15 protein-coding genes are annotated in these 15,974 nt (G+C 74.5%); 10 read left to right on the top strand and 5 right to left on the bottom strand.

The genetic code is table 11. The features are described 5' to 3' along the window. Together ACI79E_RS06295 and ACI79E_RS06290 are read right to left on the bottom strand one after the other, a co-directional pair. On the bottom strand, positions 1-1,308 hold a 1,308-nt coding region (locus ACI79E_RS06295; RefSeq protein WP_456931671.1), incomplete at its 3' end, for an amidohydrolase. Then, positions 1,305-2,531, bottom strand: coding sequence for a glutamate--cysteine ligase (locus ACI79E_RS06290; RefSeq protein WP_456931670.1), 1,227 nt, complete (start codon positions 2,529-2,531; stop codon positions 1,305-1,307). The genes ACI79E_RS06295 and ACI79E_RS06290, both read right to left, overlap by 4 nt. An 84-nt stretch (positions 2,532-2,615) precedes the next feature. Between ACI79E_RS06290 and ACI79E_RS06285 the strand changes: the two genes are divergently transcribed. The 4 genes from ACI79E_RS06285 to ACI79E_RS06270 are packed head-to-tail and all read left to right on the top strand — an operon-like array spanning position 2,616 to position 6,603. Continuing rightward, entirely contained in the window at positions 2,616-3,425 is an 810-nt protein-coding gene (locus ACI79E_RS06285) for a purine-nucleoside phosphorylase (RefSeq protein WP_456931669.1), read from the top strand. Continuing rightward, positions 3,422-4,285 carry an NAD-dependent epimerase/dehydratase family protein gene (locus ACI79E_RS06280; protein WP_456931668.1) on the top strand — a complete coding sequence of 288 codons (864 nt, stop codon included), beginning with the start codon at positions 3,422-3,424 and terminating at the stop codon, positions 4,283-4,285. Before ACI79E_RS06285 ends, ACI79E_RS06280 begins: the two co-directional genes overlap by 4 nt. Next, positions 4,282-5,907 (top strand): phospho-sugar mutase, encoded by a 1,626-nt coding sequence (locus ACI79E_RS06275; RefSeq protein WP_456931667.1) that lies wholly within the window; start codon positions 4,282-4,284, stop codon positions 5,905-5,907. The genes ACI79E_RS06280 and ACI79E_RS06275 overlap by 4 nt, the downstream gene beginning before the upstream one ends. A 3-nt stretch (positions 5,908-5,910) precedes the next feature. Further along, positions 5,911-6,603, top strand: a complete 693-nt coding sequence (locus ACI79E_RS06270; protein ID WP_456931666.1) for a haloacid dehalogenase type II — start codon at positions 5,911-5,913, stop codon at positions 6,601-6,603. A 129-nt stretch (positions 6,604-6,732) separates the two neighbouring features. Here the strand turns inward: ACI79E_RS06270 and ACI79E_RS06265 are convergent, their stop codons facing one another. After that, positions 6,733-7,737, bottom strand: a complete 1,005-nt coding sequence (locus ACI79E_RS06265; RefSeq protein ID WP_456931665.1) for an ABC transporter substrate-binding protein — start codon at positions 7,735-7,737, stop codon at positions 6,733-6,735. A gap of 146 nt (positions 7,738-7,883) precedes the next feature. Between ACI79E_RS06265 and ACI79E_RS06260 the strand changes: the two genes are divergently transcribed. After that, positions 7,884-8,507, top strand: a complete 624-nt coding sequence (locus ACI79E_RS06260; protein ID WP_456931664.1) for a DUF6318 family protein — start codon at positions 7,884-7,886, stop codon at positions 8,505-8,507. Positions 8,508-8,823: 316 nt separating this feature from the next. After that, entirely contained in the window at positions 8,824-9,414 is a 591-nt protein-coding gene (locus tag ACI79E_RS06255) for a hypothetical protein (RefSeq protein WP_456931663.1), read from the top strand. 177 nt (positions 9,415-9,591) lie between these two features. Here the strand turns inward: ACI79E_RS06255 and ACI79E_RS06250 are convergent, their stop codons facing one another. After that, positions 9,592-10,479 (bottom strand): Gfo/Idh/MocA family protein, encoded by an 888-nt coding sequence (locus ACI79E_RS06250; protein ID WP_456931662.1) that lies wholly within the window; start codon positions 10,477-10,479, stop codon positions 9,592-9,594. A gap of 2 nt (positions 10,480-10,481) precedes the next feature. Then, positions 10,482-11,105 carry a uracil phosphoribosyltransferase gene (upp, locus tag ACI79E_RS06245; protein WP_456931661.1) on the bottom strand — a complete coding sequence of 208 codons (624 nt, stop codon included), beginning with the start codon at positions 11,103-11,105 and terminating at the stop codon, positions 10,482-10,484. Between the two features lie 51 nt (positions 11,106-11,156). Between upp and deoC the strand changes: the two genes are divergently transcribed. From deoC to ACI79E_RS06225, 4 genes are read left to right on the top strand one after another with little or no spacing between them, the layout of a single operon-like run. Then, the gene (gene deoC / locus ACI79E_RS06240) at positions 11,157-12,152 is read left to right on the top strand and encodes a deoxyribose-phosphate aldolase (protein WP_456931660.1); all 996 of its coding nucleotides are present in this window, start codon (positions 11,157-11,159) and stop codon (positions 12,150-12,152) included. 2 nt (positions 12,153-12,154) lie between these two features. Beyond that, positions 12,155-13,600, top strand: coding sequence for an aldehyde dehydrogenase family protein (locus ACI79E_RS06235; RefSeq protein ID WP_456931659.1), 1,446 nt, complete (start codon positions 12,155-12,157; stop codon positions 13,598-13,600). Next, positions 13,597-14,463: an aldehyde dehydrogenase family protein gene (locus ACI79E_RS06230; protein ID WP_456931658.1), complete on the top strand. Its 867-nt coding sequence runs from the start codon at positions 13,597-13,599 to the stop codon at positions 14,461-14,463. Before ACI79E_RS06235 ends, ACI79E_RS06230 begins: the two co-directional genes overlap by 4 nt. Before the next feature lie 45 nt (positions 14,464-14,508). Next, a complete protein-coding gene (locus ACI79E_RS06225) occupies positions 14,509-15,909 on the top strand; it encodes a hypothetical protein (RefSeq protein ID WP_456931657.1) in 1,401 nt (466 codons plus the stop codon). Positions 15,910-15,974 lie beyond the last annotated feature (65 nt).

Genomic DNA, 15,974 nt, shown 5'->3' with positions numbered 1-15,974 from the left:
GTGTTGTGGGGGTGATAATGTTGGTGGGGGCACACTTTTTATTTTGTTTTTATATACGCCGGGTGGGGGGGGGGGGGGGCGGGGGGGGGGGGGGGGGCCCCCCCCCCCCCCCCCCCCCCCGGCGTCGGCGGCCAGCGCGTGCAGGGCGGTCCGGGCCAGCAGCCGCACCCCGACGCCGATGGCCCGCTCGTCGACGTCGAACGTGCCGCGGTGCAGGTCCAGCGGGGCGCCGCCCCCGTGGGTGCCCAGCCGGGCCAGCGCGATCGGCAGGACGTCGGCGAACCAGCCGAAGTCCTCCCCACCCATGCTCTGCGGGGACAGCCGCAGCCCGTCGTTGCCCACCGTCTCCAGCGCCGCCGAGCGCAGCAGCGCGACCGTGCGCGGGTCGTTGACCACCGGCGGCACGCCGCGGATGTAGTCGACGTCCACCTCGGCGCCGGTGGTGGCCGCCACCCGCTCGACCAGCGAGCGCAGCAGGGTCTCGGCGTCCTGCCAGGTGTCGCGGTCCAGGACGCGCACCGTGCCGCGCAGGTGCCCGCGCTGCGGGATGGCGTTGGCCGCGACGCCGGCCTGCACCGCGCCCCAGACCAGCGACATGCCGGCCCGCGGGTCGACCTGGCGGGACAGCAGCGCCGGCAGGTCGGTGATCAGCCGGCCCAGGGCGTCGACGAGGTCGACGGTGAGCTGCGGGCGGGCCGTGTGCCCGCCGGGACCGGTGAGGGTGACGTCCATGCGGTCGCAGGCGGCGGTGATGGCGCCGGTCCGCAGCCCCACGGTGCCGGCCGGCAGCGACGGGTCGCAGTGCAGCGCGAAGGCCCGCGAGGCGCCCTCGAGCACCCCGGCGGCGACCACCTCGGTCGCCCCGCCGGGCACGGTCTCCTCGGCCGGCTGGAAGACGCAGCGGACGGTGCCGGGGAGGTCGTCGAGGGCGGCCAGCGCCAGGGCCGCCCCGAGGACGGCGGTCGTGTGCACGTCGTGCCCGCAGGCGTGGCACAGGCCCTCGCGGGTCGAGGCGTACGGGACGTCCTTGAGGTCGGCCAGCGGCAGCGCGTCGATGTCGGCCCGCAGCACGACGGTCGGCCCGGGCCCGTCGCCCACCTCGACGACCAGGCCGGTGCCGCTGGGCAGCCGCCGGGGCTCCAGCCCGGCGTTGCGCAGCCGCTGCTCGATGAACGACGTCGTCTCGAACTCGGCGTGGGCCAGCTCGGGGTGGGCGTGCAGGTGCCGGCGGACCGCGACCAGCTGCTGCTGGCGGTCGGCGGCCCACTCGTCGACCGCCGTCCCCAGCTTCTCCGGGAACTCCGTCACGCCGGGCGTCCTCCGGCCGACCCGGCCGGGTCGGGGGCGGGACGGCTCGCCGCGGGACCGGGAGCCGGGCCGTCGAGGGGCGGGGCGCTCGCGGGCAGGCCGTCGCGCAGCTCGGCGAGCAGGCTGTCGACCACCGCGCACAGGTCGCCGTCGTGCGCGGCGGCGACCGCGCGCTGCCGCTGGTAGGAGGCGCCCACGGCGAGGACGCGCAGGACGTCGGCCAGCTCCGCCTCGCAGCCGAGCCGCCGGGCCGTCGGCGTGAGGTCCTCGACCAGGTCGGCGATCGCCTGGCGCACCGGCCGCACGGTGCCCTTCTCGTCGACGACGATGTCGGCGTCGAGCCCGTAGCGGGCCGCCCGCCACTTGTTCTCCCGCAGCACCCAGCCCGCCGGCACCGGCAGGGTGTAGCCGCGGTCGAGCTCGCGGTCGAACTGCTCCACCAGGCACTGCGACAGCGCGGCGACCGCGCCGATCTCGTCGAGGGTCGGCAGGCCGTCGCAGATGCGCAGCTCGACGGTGCCGAAGTCGGGGTGCGGGCGGATGTCCCACCAGACCTCGCGCACGCTCTCGATGGCGTGCGTGGAGATCAGGGTCTCCATGTACTCCTCGAAGCGGTCCCAGCCCGACAGCTGGTAGGGCAGGCCGGCGGTCGGCATCCCCTCGAAGACCTTCGAGCGGGCACTGGCCAGGCCGGTGTCGGCGCCGACCCAGTACGGGGAGGACGCCGAGAGCGCCAGGAAGTGCGGCACGTACTGGGTGAGCGCGTTGACGATCGGGATCGCCTTCTCCGGCGCGCGGACGCCGACGTGCACGTGCACCCCGAAGATCTGCAGCCGCCGGGCCAGCCACTGCATCTTCTCCACCAGCTGGAGGTAGCGCTCCTTGGGCGAGATCTGCTGGGTCTGCCAGTCGGTGATCGGGTGGGTGCCGGCGCACATGAGGCCCAGGCCGCGGCGCGCGGCGGCGGCCTGCACCTCGGCCAGGGTGCCGGCGAGGTCGGCCTTGGCCTCCCCGACGGTGGTGCAGATGCCGGTGATGATCTCGACGGTCGACTGCAGCAGCTCGTGCTTGGCCTTGGGGTGCTCCTCGGCGCCCTCGGGCCGGATCTCCTCGAGGATCTCCACCGCGCCGGCGGTCAACTGCCGGGTCTGCAGGTCGACCAGCTGCAGCTCCCACTCGACGCCCAGGCTGGCGCGCTCGGAGGAGTGGAAGGGGATCTGCACGCTGCGGAGTGTAGGGACGATCACGCCGTTCGGCTGGTCGGCGAGAGCGCGACCGGCGCGCGGGCGCTGGGCTAGCGTCGCCGCGTGAGTTCACCTTCGCCCGACGACCCCTCAGCCCTGGCCGCCCGCGCGGCCGACGACCTCACCGCCGCCCTCGGCGGCGGCCACGACGTCGCCATCGTCATGGGGTCCGGCTGGGCCCCGGCCGCGGACGCGTTCGGGGCCGCCGAGGGCAGCGTCGCCATCGGGGGCCTCCCCGGCTTCGCCGCGCCGACGGCGGTCGGGCACGGCGGGGAGGTCCGCTCGGTGCGGGTCGGCCGGCGCCGGGTGCTGCTGTTCCTCGGCCGCACGCACCTCTACGAGGGCCGTGGTGTCGAGCCGGTCGTGCACGGCGTCCGGACGGCGGCCGCGGCGGGGGTGCGGACCGTCGTGCTCACCAACGCCGCCGGTGGGCTGGCGCCGGACCACCGCGTCGGCCAGGCGGTGCTGATCAGCGACCACCTGAACCTGACCGCCCGCTCCCCGCTGGTGGGCGCGACCTTCGTCGACCTCACCGACCTGTACTCCGCGCGGCTGCGGTCCCTGGCCCGGGAGCTGGACCCGTCGCTGACCGAGGGCGTGTACGCGGCGCTGCCCGGCCCGCACTACGAGACGCCGGCCGAGATCCGGATGCTGCGCACCCTCGGCGCGGACCTGGTGGGCATGTCCACGGCGCTGGAGGCGATCGCCGCCCGCGCCGCCGGCCTGGAGGTGCTGGGCCTGTCGATGGTCACCAACGCCGCGGCCGGCATCACCGGCGAGAAGCTCGACCACGAGGAGGTGCTCGCCGCGGGCAAGGCGGCCGCCGGTCGGCTGGGCGAGTTCCTCGTCGAGTTCGTGGGGCGGCTGGCATGAGCGGCCCCGTGCTGGTGACCGGCGCGGCCGGGCGGATCGGGACGGTGCTGCGCGGCGGCCTGCCCGAGCGCGGCTGGGCGGTCCGCTCCCTCGACGTCGTCCCGCTGCCCGACGCCCGGCCCGGCGAGGAGCAGGTGGTCGCCGACGTCACCGACCTGGCCGCGGTGGAGGACGCCGTCACCGGCGTCTCCGCGGTGGTGCACCTGGCCGGGATCGCCACGGAGTCGACCTGGGCGGCGATCTCGCACGCCAACATCGATGGCACCTACTGCGTGCTGGAGGCCGCGCGGCGGGCCGGGGTCCCCCGCGTCGTCCTCGCCAGCAGCAACCACGCGACCGGCTACACGCCGCGCCCCGACGGCGGCCTGCTGCGCGAGGTCGACGCCCCGCCCCGGCCGGACACCTACTACGGCGTCTCCAAGGCCGCGATGGAGGCGCTCGGCTCGCTCTACGCGGACCGGTACGGGCTCGACGTCGTCTGCCTGCGGATCGGCAGCGCCTTCCCCGAGCCGACGACGGTGCGCCAGCTGTCCACCTGGCTGTCCCCCGGCGACCAGGTCGGGCTGGTCGACGCCGCGCTGCGGGCGCCCGCCCCCGGGTTCGCCGTCGTGTGGGGCGTCTCGGCGAACACCCGCAACTGGTGGGACCTCACCGCCGCCCGCGCGCTGGGCTACGAGCCGGCCGACGACGCCGAGGTCTTCGCCCCGGCGCTGGTCGAGGTGCACGGCGAGCCCGACCTGACCGACCCGGTGCACGCGCGGGTGGGCGGCGAGTACACGACGGCGGAGTTCGACGCGGAGCACTTCGAGCCGCCCCTGCCCCGCGGCGACATCGCCCCGGGCAGCGGGGTGGAGCGGTGACCCTGCTCGCCCGGGCCCGCGACTGGGCCGACGCCGACCCCCACCCCGGGGACCGCGCCGAGATCGAGGCGCTGGTCGGGGCCGGGGACACCGCCGAGCTGGAGCGCCGGTTCGCCGGGCCGCTGACCTTCGGCACCGCGGGGCTGCGCGGACCGCTGCGCGCGGGGCCGGCCGGCATGAACGCCGCGGTCGTCACGCGGGCCGCCGCGGGCCTGGCCCGGTACCTCGCCGAGTCCGGGCAGGCGGGGGGCGGGGTGGTCATCGGGTTCGACGCCCGCCGCCGCTCCGACGAGTTCGCCCGGGTGTCCGCGGCGGTCCTCGCGGCGGCCGGGTTCGCCGTGCAGGTGCTGCCGCGGCCGCTGCCCACGCCCGTGCTGGCCTTCGCCGTCCGGCACCTGGGTTGCGTGGCCGGGGTGATGGTGACCGCCAGCCACAACCCGCCCGACGACAACGGCTACAAGGTCTACCTCGACGACGGCGCCCAGCTGGTGCCCCCGGCCGACCGGTTGATCGAGGCCGCCATCTCCGCCGTCGGGCCGGCGCGGGAGGTGCCGCGCTCCGACGACTGGGTCACCCTCGGGGACGACGTGCAGGCCGACTACGTCGCCGCCGTCGTGGCCGCCCTGGAGCCCGGCCGCGTGCCGGCCGCCGACCGCGCCGCGCTGACCGTCGCCTACACCGCGATGCACGGGGTCGGGGCCGGGACCACCCGCGCGGTGTTCGCCGCCGCGGGGTTCGCACCGCCGGTCGGCGTCGACGCGCAGGAGTCCCCCGACCCGGCGTTCCCGACCGTCACCTTCCCCAACCCGGAGGAGCCGGGCGCGGTCGACCTGCTGCAGGCCCTGGCCGCGCGGGTGGACGCCGACGTCGCCATCGCCGAGGACCCCGACGCCGACCGCTGCTCGGTGGTCTGCGGCGGACGGCAGCTGACCGGCGACGAGGTGGGCGCGCTGCTCGCCGACTGGCTGCTGCGCCGCGGGGTGCGGGGCACCTACGCGGCGTCCCTGGTCAGCGGTTCGCTGCTGTCCGCCCTCGCCGCGGCCCACGGGGTGCGGTTCGCCGAGACCCCCACCGGTTTCAAGTGGATCGTCCGCGCCGGCACCGACGAGGCCCCGCTCGTCTTCGGCTACGAGGAGGCGCTGGGGTACGCCGTCGCGCCGCAGGTGGTCAAGGACAAGGACGGCATCTCCGCCGCCCTCGCCGTGGCCCTGCTCGCCGCCGAGCTCAAGGCCTCCGGGCGCACCCTGCTGGACCGGCTCGACGAGCTGGCCGGCGAGCACGGGCTGTTCGTCACCGGGCAGCTGTCGGTGCGGGTGGAGGACCTCTCCCGGATCGGCGCGATGATGGCCCGGCTGCGCTCGGCCCCACCCACCCGCCTGCTGGGCCGGGAGGTCGCCGTCGCCGACCTGGCGCACGAGGAGCCGCCGGTGGACGCCGTCCGGCTGCTCGGCGACGGCGTGCGGGTGATCGTGCGGCCCAGCGGCACCGAGCCCAAGCTCAAGGCGTACCTCGAGACGGTGGTGCCGGTGCACGACGACGCGGGGCTGATCGCCGCGCGCGGCCGGGGCGCCGACGAGCTCGACGAGCTGCGCGCCGAGATGGCCGCCGCCCTGGGGGTGTAGCCGGTGGACGTGCGGGCGCTGGTGTTCGACGTGTTCGGCACGGTGGTCGACTGGCGCGGCGGCGTCGCGCGGGAGGCGCGCCGGTTGCTGGGGCCGTCGGTCGACGCCGAGGCGCTCGCCGACGACTGGCGGGACCGGTACGTGCCGTCGATGGAGCGGGTGCGCTCGGGCGAGCTGCCGTGGACGCCGCTGGACGCCCTGCACCGCGCCTCGCTGTCCCCGGTGCTGGCGGACGCGGGGCTGCGCGACGTACCGCCCGAGGTGCGCGACGAGCTGGTGCTGGCCTGGCACCGGCTGGACCCGTGGCCCGACGTCGTCCCGGGGCTCACCCGGCTGTCCGCGGCGCACGTCCTGGCGCCGCTGTCCAACGGCAACGTGGCGCTGATCGTGGACATGGCCAAGCGGGCCGGGCTGCCCTGGGACTGCGTGCTCGGCGCGGAGATCGTGCAGCACTACAAGCCCGACCCGGAGGTGTACGACGCCGCACCCCGGCTGCTGGCGCTCCCGCCGTCCGCGGTGCTGATGGTCGCCGCCCACGTCGAGGACCTCGCCGCGGCCCGCGCCCGCGGCCTGCGCACCGCCTACGTGCACCGGCCCGACGAGTTCGGCGGCCGGCAGGTGCCACCGCAGACCGACCCGGACGCCGACCTGTCGGTGCGCTCGTTCGAGGAGCTCGCCGACCGCCTGGGTGCCTAGGGCGCGGAGGTGGTCACCGGGGCTCCACACGATCGGCTGGCTGGTCTCCACGACCCTGGCCCAGCGAGCTCGGTGTGCTGACCCGCCCGGTCGGGGTCGGCATCGGCGGCCGACCCCGGACCGGGTCGGTCAGCGGACCGGCGCCAGCAGGGTGTCCAGGTCGACCTCCCCGCCCAGCAGCCCCTGAGCCTCGGGCAGCTCGGTGTAGAGCTCGAAGGTCTCCTCGCTCACCTCGGTGTTCCACTCGGGCAGGCGCACCTCGGCGGCGACCTCCGGGGGCAGGTCGAGGTAGGTGGGCAGGATGGCGCGCACCGCGTCGGGGTTCTCCTGCGCGTAGGTGAGCGACTGCTCCATCGCCGTGGTGAACCGCTCGACGAGCTCGGCGTTCTCGGCGGCGTACGCGGTGCTCGTGAAGTAGGTGGAGACCTCCACCTGGACGTCGGTGAAGTCGTTCAGCGGCGTGGTCAGCACGCGGATGCCCTGGCCCTCGGCGAGGGTCACGAAGGGCTCCACCAGCCAGGCGGCGTCGACGTCCCCGGCCTGCAGCGCCGCGGCCATGTTGGGGAAGGGCAGCTCGACGAAGGTGACCGCGTCCGGGTCGCCGCCGTCCGCCCGCACCGACGCCTTGACCACCGTGTCCCCGATGGCGTTGATGGTGTTCGTGGCGACCGTCCGGCCGGCGAGGTCGGCGGGGCGGGTGATCGCCGGGTCCGCGGTGACGATCGTGAACGGGTCGCGCTCCGGGTCACCGGTGCTGTCGACCGCACTGGAGATCACCTGGAGGGGCAGCCCGTTGGACGCGGCGACCACCAGCGACAGGTTGTTGCCGAAGCCGATGTCGATGCTCCCGCTGGCGACACCGGGGACGATCGCCGCCCCACCCTGCCCCGCGCTGAGGTCGAGCTCGATGCCCTGGTCCTCGAAGAAGCCCTGCTCCTGGCCCAGGTAGACGGGCGCGACGTCGATGATGGGGATGACGCCGAGCGCGATCGTCTCGGTGGCCTGCCCCCCGCCACCGCCCTGGTCACTGTCACCCTCCCCCGCCGCGTCGTCGCCGCCGCAGGCCGACGCCAGGAGGGAGATGGCGACGGCGACAGCGGCCGCCCGCACGCTGTTTGCCCAGGTGGAAGTCATGCGCAGATCGTGACACGGGCCACATGACGGCCTCGCCGGCCTTGCCATTGGTCGGCATACCCCGTGCGCGGCCGGCCCCGCAGCGCCGGCAATGCGATCGGGTGGTTGTCCACAGGGCGCCGTGCCTGGGTCGGCGGTGCTCCGTAGTGTCCGGGCGGATCGGTGATCAACTGGGGGTGGACGTGACACGGCGGTGGCGCCTGCGTCTCTGCGCTGGGCTCGCGATGGCGGCAGCCCTGCTGAGCGGGTGTTCGGAGGAGCGGCCGGCCGCCGACACGCTGCCGAGCGCGAGCGCGGTGCCCAGCCCGACGGAGGATGCACTCCCACCTCTCGGCCCCGCAGACATGCCGATGCCCGACGAGGCCCGCACCCAGGACGCAGCCGGCGCGGAGGCCTTCGTGCGGTACTACATCGACCTGATCAACCGGACCTCCACCGTCATGGACGCCGCTCCCCTCCGCGAGTTCAGCGAGGGGTGCATGGGGTGCGCCCGGATCGCCAATGACAACGAGTCGGACCTATCAGCGGGATACCGGTACGAAGGCGGCGAGCTACGAATTCTTCAACTCGGCGAGCCTTTGGTCCACGGGACCACAGCAGAACTGGCCTTTCGAGTTGAGCAGGCTCCCTTGACGGTTGTCAATGAGACCCAACAGCCAGTTCCGGGGCTTGTTTTCGACTACAAGCCCAACGTGTTGTCTAGCGCGAGCTTCCGCTGGGACGGACAGCAGCATTCATGGCTCATGACGCAATTGAGTTTCGGTGCGTAACGGGATGCGCTTTCCGGCTGTCGTGTTGGCAACTGTTGGTGTGGTACTAGCGCATAGTGCGCCCGCCGCTGCAGCGGACGAGCAGTGCAGGATTACTTGCGCGGAGCCCGCCGTAGGGTACGTCCCGGGTGCTCTGGCCGCTGCATATGTCGCACAGGGACCTGACCGCGCATGGCTGGCTAGCAACGAGGCCGTGATGGCTTCCCCATACGCCTATCGGCTCAGCGCACCGTGCGCTGTCGACACCGCTCTCGGCTCGACATGTCGAGCAGAAGACGACGCCTTCTGTCCCACAGCCCCGGATCGCGTCGTCCAGATGCTAGTCATCGAGCAGCAACGACTCGTCCTGCCCGACGGCACGACCGTCGACGGGTTCGACGCGCTCGGAGCGGCCCCGGGCACGCCAGTCGGGGGTTGGACCGCCCTCGCGCAGGCGTGCGTGGACATCACGGAACTGAACCCGCCGCCGTCCCCCGGCGAGGTGTTCCGCTACTTCCAGACCCTCCCCCTGCCGCAGCTGCCCACCCAGCAGCAGCCACCGGGCAACGGTCTGGTGGGTCTGCCCGTCGTCTTCTACACCGACGGCCCGACCACCCAGACCTTCAGCGTGGACATCCGCGGGTTCGACGTCGACATCGTCGCCACGGCCACCGGCTTCACCTGGCACACCGGCGACGGCACCGAGCTCACCAGCACCGACCCCGGCGCCCCCTACCCGCACCACACGGTCAGCCACGAGTACCGCAGCGGCACCTACACCGCCGCGCTGACCACCACCTGGAGCGGTACGTACAGCGTCGACGGCGGGGCGAGCGCCGACGTCCCGGGCACGACCACCACCGACGGGCCGCCGGTCACGTTCGCCGTCCTGCAGGCCAACGCCGTCCTCACCGACCCGTACGACTGACCGCATCGCCTGGTGCGGTGGTGCGCGCGCCTCTGCGGCGAGGCCCAGTCGCAGGAGCGGGGCGGACACCGCAGGGAGCGCCCGCGGCACCCCGCACTGCCGGTGTTCCTCGTGCTCTGCGGGTGCTACAGCACCCGCAGAGCACGAGGAACACCGGCTAGGGCACCGCCCACGCGCTCAGCCGGACACCGGCTCCCGGCACCCCGACGCCAGCGCCCGCTCCGCCGTCGCCAGCACCGCGACCACCTCACGGGCGAAGCCGACGTCGCAGGGGTGCGTGCCCCCGGTCAGCGCCGCCTGGCCCAGCTCCTCGACCGCCACCGTCAGCGCCTCCACCGGGTGCTCGGTGTCGGGCAGCAGGACGACACGGCCGGCGTCCCCGTGCACGTAGAACTCGATGCCCGTCGACATCGGCGCCACCGTGTGCGACAGGGTCACCGTCGAGGACACCCCGGCGGAGTGCTGCAGCACCAGGTGCACGGTGTCGCCGGACCCGCCGCCGGCCTGCACCGACGTCACGGGCCCGAGCGCCGGGAGGAGCAGCGAGAGGGCGTGCGGCCCGATGTCCCAGAGCGCCCCGTGCTGCCGGCGCCACGCCGAGTCGAAGGGGCTGCCGGCCAGGGCGCTCAGCCACGTGCCGGCGCCGCCGGCGAGCATCGTGCGCCCGGCCTGGGCCAGCCAGGTGGCGGTGCCGGTCTGGAAGCGGAAGGTGAAGAAGACGACCGAGGCGACCCCCGCCGAGCGCACCGCGGTCACCACCCGGTCGGCCTCGGCGAGCGACAGCCCGATCGGCTTCTCCAGCAGCAGGTGCTTGCCGGCCGCCGCGGCCCGCTCGACCAGCTCGACCTGGACCGACGGCGGGACGGCGATCGCCACCGCGTCGACCTCCGCCAGCAGCGCGTCGAGGTCGGAGTAGCCGGGCACGTCGAACTCCGCGCCGACGGCCTTGGCCTTGGCCAGGTCGCGGCCCCACACGCCCGCCAGGGACGCCGTCGGGTGCTCGGCGAGCGCGGCGGCGTGGACGGTCTGCGCCCAGTGGCCGGTGCCGAGCACCCCGAAGCGCACGGTCACACCGCCCCGAACTGGCGGTCCCCGGCGTCACCGAGGCCCGGCACGATGTAGGCCTTGTCGTTGAGCCCCTCGTCGACCGAGGCGGTGAAGACCCGCAGCGGCAGCCTGCTCTCCTCCAGCCGCGTGATGCCCTCCGGCGCGGCGAGTGCGCACAGCACGGTGATCGAGGTGGCACCGCGGGCGGTCAGCAGCCCGCAGCAGTGCACCAGGGAGCCGCCGGTGGCCAGCATCGGGTCGAGGACGAACACCTCGCGGTCGACCAGGGACTCCGGCAGCGAGGCCATGTACGCCTCCGGCTGGAAGGTCACCTCGTTGCGGGCCAGGCCGACGAAGCCCATCTGCGACTCCGGCAACATCCCGTGCGCGGTGTCGGCCATGCCCAGGCCGGCCCGGAGCACCGGCACGATCAGCGGCGGCGCGGCCAGCCGGTACCCGGTCGTGGTGGTGACCGGGGTGGTGATGGGGTCCTCGGCCACGGCGAGGTCGCGGGTGGCCTCGTAGACCAGCATCTGGGTGAGCTCGCGCAGCGCCGCGCGGAACGCCGCGTTGTCGGTCCGCTCGTCCCGCATGCGGGTCAGACGGGCACGGGCGAGGGGGTGGTCGACGACGGTCAGCTGCACGGGCGCCACCGTATCGGCCGGGCCGGAGCGCGCTCAGGAGAGAATGCCGGCATGACCCACGTGCTCGACCCCGACGCCCTGACGGCGGAGACCCCGCCGCGGCGCGAGCCCCTGGCGCCGTTCCGCGACGTGACCCGCTCGGACGCCGCCCTCCGGGCCTTCCTGCACGGCCTCCCGGGCGTCGACCAGGTCGGCGCCGAGTCGCGGGTCGCGGTGCTCGGCACCCGGTCGATCAAGACCACCGCCAAGGCCTGGGCGATCGACACGGCCATCTCGATGGTCGACCTCACCACCCTCGAGGGCGCCGACACCCCGGGCAAGGTGCGCTCGCTGGCCGCCAAGGCCCGCCGCCCCGACCCGGGCGACCCGTCGTGCCCGCGGGTGGCCGCGGTCTGCGTCTACGGCGACCTGGCCGGTGTCGCGGCCGAGGCCCTGGCCGGCTCCGGCATCCACACCGCCGCCGTCGCCACCGCCTTCCCCAGCGGCCGGGCCAGCCGGGCGGTCAAGCTCGCCGACGTCCGGGACGCCGTGGCCAACGGCGCCGACGAGATCGACATGGTCATCGACCGCGGCGCCTTCCTCGCCGGCCGCTACCTCGACGTCCACGACGAGATCGTCGCGGTCAAGGAGGCCTGCGGCGACGCCCACCTCAAGGTCATCCTCGAGACCGGCGAGCTGGTCACCCTCGACGCCGTCCGCCGCGCCTCCTGGCTGGCGATGCTGGCCGGCGGCGACTTCATCAAGACCTCCACCGGCAAGATCTCCCCGGCCGCCACCCTGCCGGTCTGCCTGGTGATGCTCGAGGCGGTCCGCGACTTCCGCGCCGCCACCGGCCGCCAGGTCGGGGTCAAGCCCGCCGGGGGCATCCGGAACACCAAGGACGCCGTCAAGCACCTGGTCCTCGTCAACGAGGTCGCCGGGCCCGACTGGCTCTCCCCCGACTGGTTCCGCTTCGGCGCCTCCAGCCTGCTCAACGACCTGCTCCTGCAGCGGCAGAAGCTGCACACCGGCCACTACTCCGGCCCCGACCACGTGACGGTGGACTGACGATGAGCACCCCCTTCGAGTACGCCCCCGCGCCCGAGTCGCGGTCGATCGTCGACATCGCGCCGTCCTACGGGCTGTTCGTCGACGGCGAGTTCGTCGACGGCACCGGCGAGACCCTCAAGACGGTCAACCCGGCCACCGAGGAGGTGCTCGCCGAGGTCGCCCAGGGCACGGCCGAGGACGTCGACCGCGCCGTCCGCGCCGCCCGCCGCGCCTACACCCGCGTGTGGGGCCCCATGCGCCCGGCCGACCGCGGCAAGTACCTGTTCCGCATCGCGCGGCTGCTGCAGGAGCGGGCGCGGGAGTTCGCCGTCCTGGAGTCGCTGGACAACGGCAAGCCGATCCGGGAGTCCCGCGACGTCGACGTCCCCCTGGCCGCGGCGCACTTCTTCTACCACGCGGGCTGGGCCGACAAGCTGGACTGGGCCGGCCTCGGGCCGGGCCCGCGGCCGCTGGGCGTGGCCGGGCAGGTCATCCCGTGGAACTTCCCCCTGCTGATGCTCGCGTGGAAGGTCGCCCCGGCCCTCGCCACGGGCAACACCGTCGTCCTGAAGCCGGCCGAGACCACCCCGCTGACCGCGCTGCTGTTCGCCGAGGTCTGCCGCCAGGCCGACCTGCCGCCGGGCGTGGTCAACATCGTGACCGGCGCGGGTGACACCGGGCGGGCGGTCGTCGAGCACGACGACGTCGACAAGGTGGCGTTCACCGGCTCCACCGAGGTGGGCCGCTCCATCGCCCGCGCGGTCGCCGGCACCCGCAAGCAGCTCACCCTCGAGCTCGGCGGCAAGGCGGCCAACATCGTCTTCGACGACGCCCCGATCGACCAGGCCGTCGAGGGCATCGTGCAGGGCATCTTCTTCAACCAGGGGCACGTCTGCTGCGCGGGCTCCCGGCTGCTGGTGCAGGAGTCGGTCCACGACGAGGTGATCGCCTCGCTGCAGCGGCGGATCGGCACCCTGCGCCTCGGCGACCCGCTGGACAAGAACACCGACATCGGCGCGATCAACTCCGCCGAGCAGCTGGCGCGCATCCGCGAGCTGTCCGACGTCGGGGAGGCCGAGGGCGCGCAGCGCTGGCAGCCGGACTGCGAGCTGCCCGAGCGGGGCTTCTGGTTCCCGCCGACGGTCTTCACCGACGTCTCCCCCGCCCACCGCATCGCCCGCGACGAGGTGTTCGGGCCGGTGCTGTCCGTCCTCACCTTCCGGACGCCGGACGAGGCCGTCGCCAAGGCCAACAACACCACCTACGGGCTGTCGGCCGGCATCTGGACGGAGAAGGGGTCGCGCATCCTGGCGATCGCCGACCGGCTCCGCGCCGGCGTGGTGTGGGCCAACACGTTCAACAAGTTCGACCCCACGTCGCCCTTCGGCGGCTACAAGCAGTCCGGCTACGGCCGCGAGGGCGGCCGGCACGGGCTCGCCGCGTACCTGAAGGGAGCGTCGGCGTGAACGACCGGCTCGCGGTCCGCAAGACCTACAAGCTCTACGTCAACGGGGCGTTCCCGCGCTCGGAGTCCGGCCGCACCTACGAGGTCACCGACGCCAAGGGGCACTTCCTCGCCAACGCCGCCTGGGCCTCCCGCAAGGACGCCCGGGACGCCGTGGTCGCCGCCCGGGCCGCGTTCGGGAAGTGGTCCGGTGCCACCGCCTACAACCGCGGCCAGGTGCTGTACCGGGTGGCCGAGGTGATGGAGGGCCGGCACGCCCAGTTCTGCGAGGAGGTCGCCGGGGGTGAGGGCCTGTCCGGCTCCAAGGCCCGCGCCGCCGTCGACGCCGCCATCGACCGCTGGGTCTGGTACGCGGGCTGGACCGACAAGCTCGGCGCCGTCCTCGGCGGGGCCAACCCGGTCGCCGGCCCGTACTTCGACTTCTCGCTGCCCGAGCCCACCGGGGTGGTCGCCGTCCTCGCGCCGCAGCGCTCCTCGCTGCTCGGCCTGGTGAGCGTGCTCGCCCCGGTGCTGGCCGGTGGCAACACCGCCGTCGTGGTGACGTCGAGGGACCGCCCGCTGCCCGCGGTCACCCTCGGCGAGGTGCTGGCGACCAGCGACGTCCCGGCCGGCGTGGTCAACCTGCTCACCGGGGACGCCGGGGAGATCGGGCCCTGGCTGGCCGAGCACGACGACGTCGACGCCGTGGACCTCACCGGGGCCCCCGCCGGCCGGGCGATGGAGCTGGAGCGGCTGGCCGCGGGCAGCATCAAGCGGGTGCTGCGCCCGCCGGTGGAGGAGCCGGACTGGACGGCCGACCCCGGGCTGACCCGGCTGACCCCGTTCCTGGAGACCAAGACGGTCTGGCACCCGATGGGGCTGTGACGACCCGGAGGTGCGCTTCCCGGCGGACCGGGCAGGATGGGCGCCGTGGCCAGGCCCAGCATCGTCCCCATCTCCCTGACCGTCGACGACCGCACCGGCTACACCCTGTGGGCCCCGCCGTGGGAGGAGGACGGCGAGGAGTGGCAGGCGTTCCTCGGCACGTCCGAGGGTGACACCGCGACGGTCCACCTCTTCCCGACCCCCGCTGCCCTGGCGGCGTTCTGCCGCACCCGCACCGACCACGACCTCGCCGACCACCCGGTCTGGCCGGTCGTCGTCGGGCTCGGCGCCGAGGACCTCACCCCGGACGACGACCACCGCTACGACCTCGACGGCGTCTACGACACCGCCGCGGAGAACGCCGACCGCTGGGCGGTCGAGGAGCTGGCCGCCACCATCGACATCGTCAGCCGGCTCGCCGAGTGCCTCGACCTCGGTGACGAGGACGACGACCTCGACGAGGACCTGACCGACGAGGACGAGGACAGGGACGTCGACGCCGACGTGGACCTCGACCGCCGCCCGGCCGCCGACGTCGAGCGCGGCGGGGAGTTCGGCGCCCTGGCGGAGCTGGTGGCCCGCCCCGAGATCGGCTCGCTCGGGTTGGGCGTGGACGCCTTCGTCGGCCGCGCCGGCGAGGACGCGTGGCTCGGCGTCGGCAGCGCGCTCGACGACCTCTGGGAGGACGTCCTGGAGGAGCTGGCGCCGCACCTGGACTGGACCGGCGGCGGCACCGTCGCGCTCTCGGACTACCCGTCGGCGGCCGAGGAGGGCGAGGACGACCTGGCCGACGTCGTGGAGGCCCCGGCCGGCGGGAGCACGCCCGCGGCGACGCCGGTGAGCGCGATCGCCCGACCGGGCCGCATCGACGTCCCGGCCACCGAGGTGGCCAAGGCCGCGCAGTTCTGGGAGGGCGTCGGCATCCTGCCGGTGGAGTTCGTCGTGCCCGAGGGCGCCGGCCTGACGCTGCGCTGCTACGTCGACGACCGGGCCCGCTTCCTCGGCCGCGACGGCGAGGTCTTCCTGTTCTCCTCCGCCGCCGACCTCACCCGCTTCTGCGCCGGCACCGAGGAGCACGACCTCACCGAGATCGCCTCGTGGCCGGAGGTGGCCGGCACCGACGTCCCGCCGCTGCCGGCCGAGCAGGACCGCTACGACCTCACCGAGCTGACCGAGGTGATGGCGGAGGTCGCCGACGGCGCCGCCGGGCTGGTGCTCCACCGCGCCCTCAGCCAGCCGGTCGAGGGGGTGCAGGACGTCGCCGAGTACGCCGGGCTGACCCGGGTGGAGGTGCTGCTGCAGCCGACCGAGCCGCTGGGCCGGGCCGTCGCCCGCGCCGAGCGGGAGCCCGACGCGGCCCTGCGCGCCGAGGACGCCGCGGTCCTGCGCCCGGCCTGGGACGAGGTCGTCACCCAGGTCAGCGGAGCGCTCGTCTTCCGCGACTGAAGGACCGCGGGCACGCTCGTGCTCTGCCCACCCAGGCGGGCAGAGCACGAGTCACCGCAGAACGG

The organism is Geodermatophilus sp. SYSU D00079, assembly GCF_054050635.1.
The sequence above is the reverse complement of the archived record's forward strand: the minus strand, read 5'-3'. Positions and strand labels throughout refer to the sequence as shown.

Coding starts and splice junctions, on each gene's coding strand:
- ACI79E_RS06280 (WP_456931668.1), top strand. CDS start 3,422: ATGAGCGGCCCCGTGCTGGTGACCGGCGCGGCCGGGCGGATCGGGACG.
- ACI79E_RS06265 (WP_456931665.1), bottom strand. CDS start 7,737: ATGACTTCCACCTGGGCAAACAGCGTGCGGGCGGCCGCTGTCGCCGTC.
- ACI79E_RS06255 (WP_456931663.1), top strand. CDS start 8,824: ATGCTAGTCATCGAGCAGCAACGACTCGTCCTGCCCGACGGCACGACC.
- deoC (WP_456931660.1), top strand. CDS start 11,157: ATGACCCACGTGCTCGACCCCGACGCCCTGACGGCGGAGACCCCGCCG.
- ACI79E_RS06235 (WP_456931659.1), top strand. CDS start 12,155: ATGAGCACCCCCTTCGAGTACGCCCCCGCGCCCGAGTCGCGGTCGATC.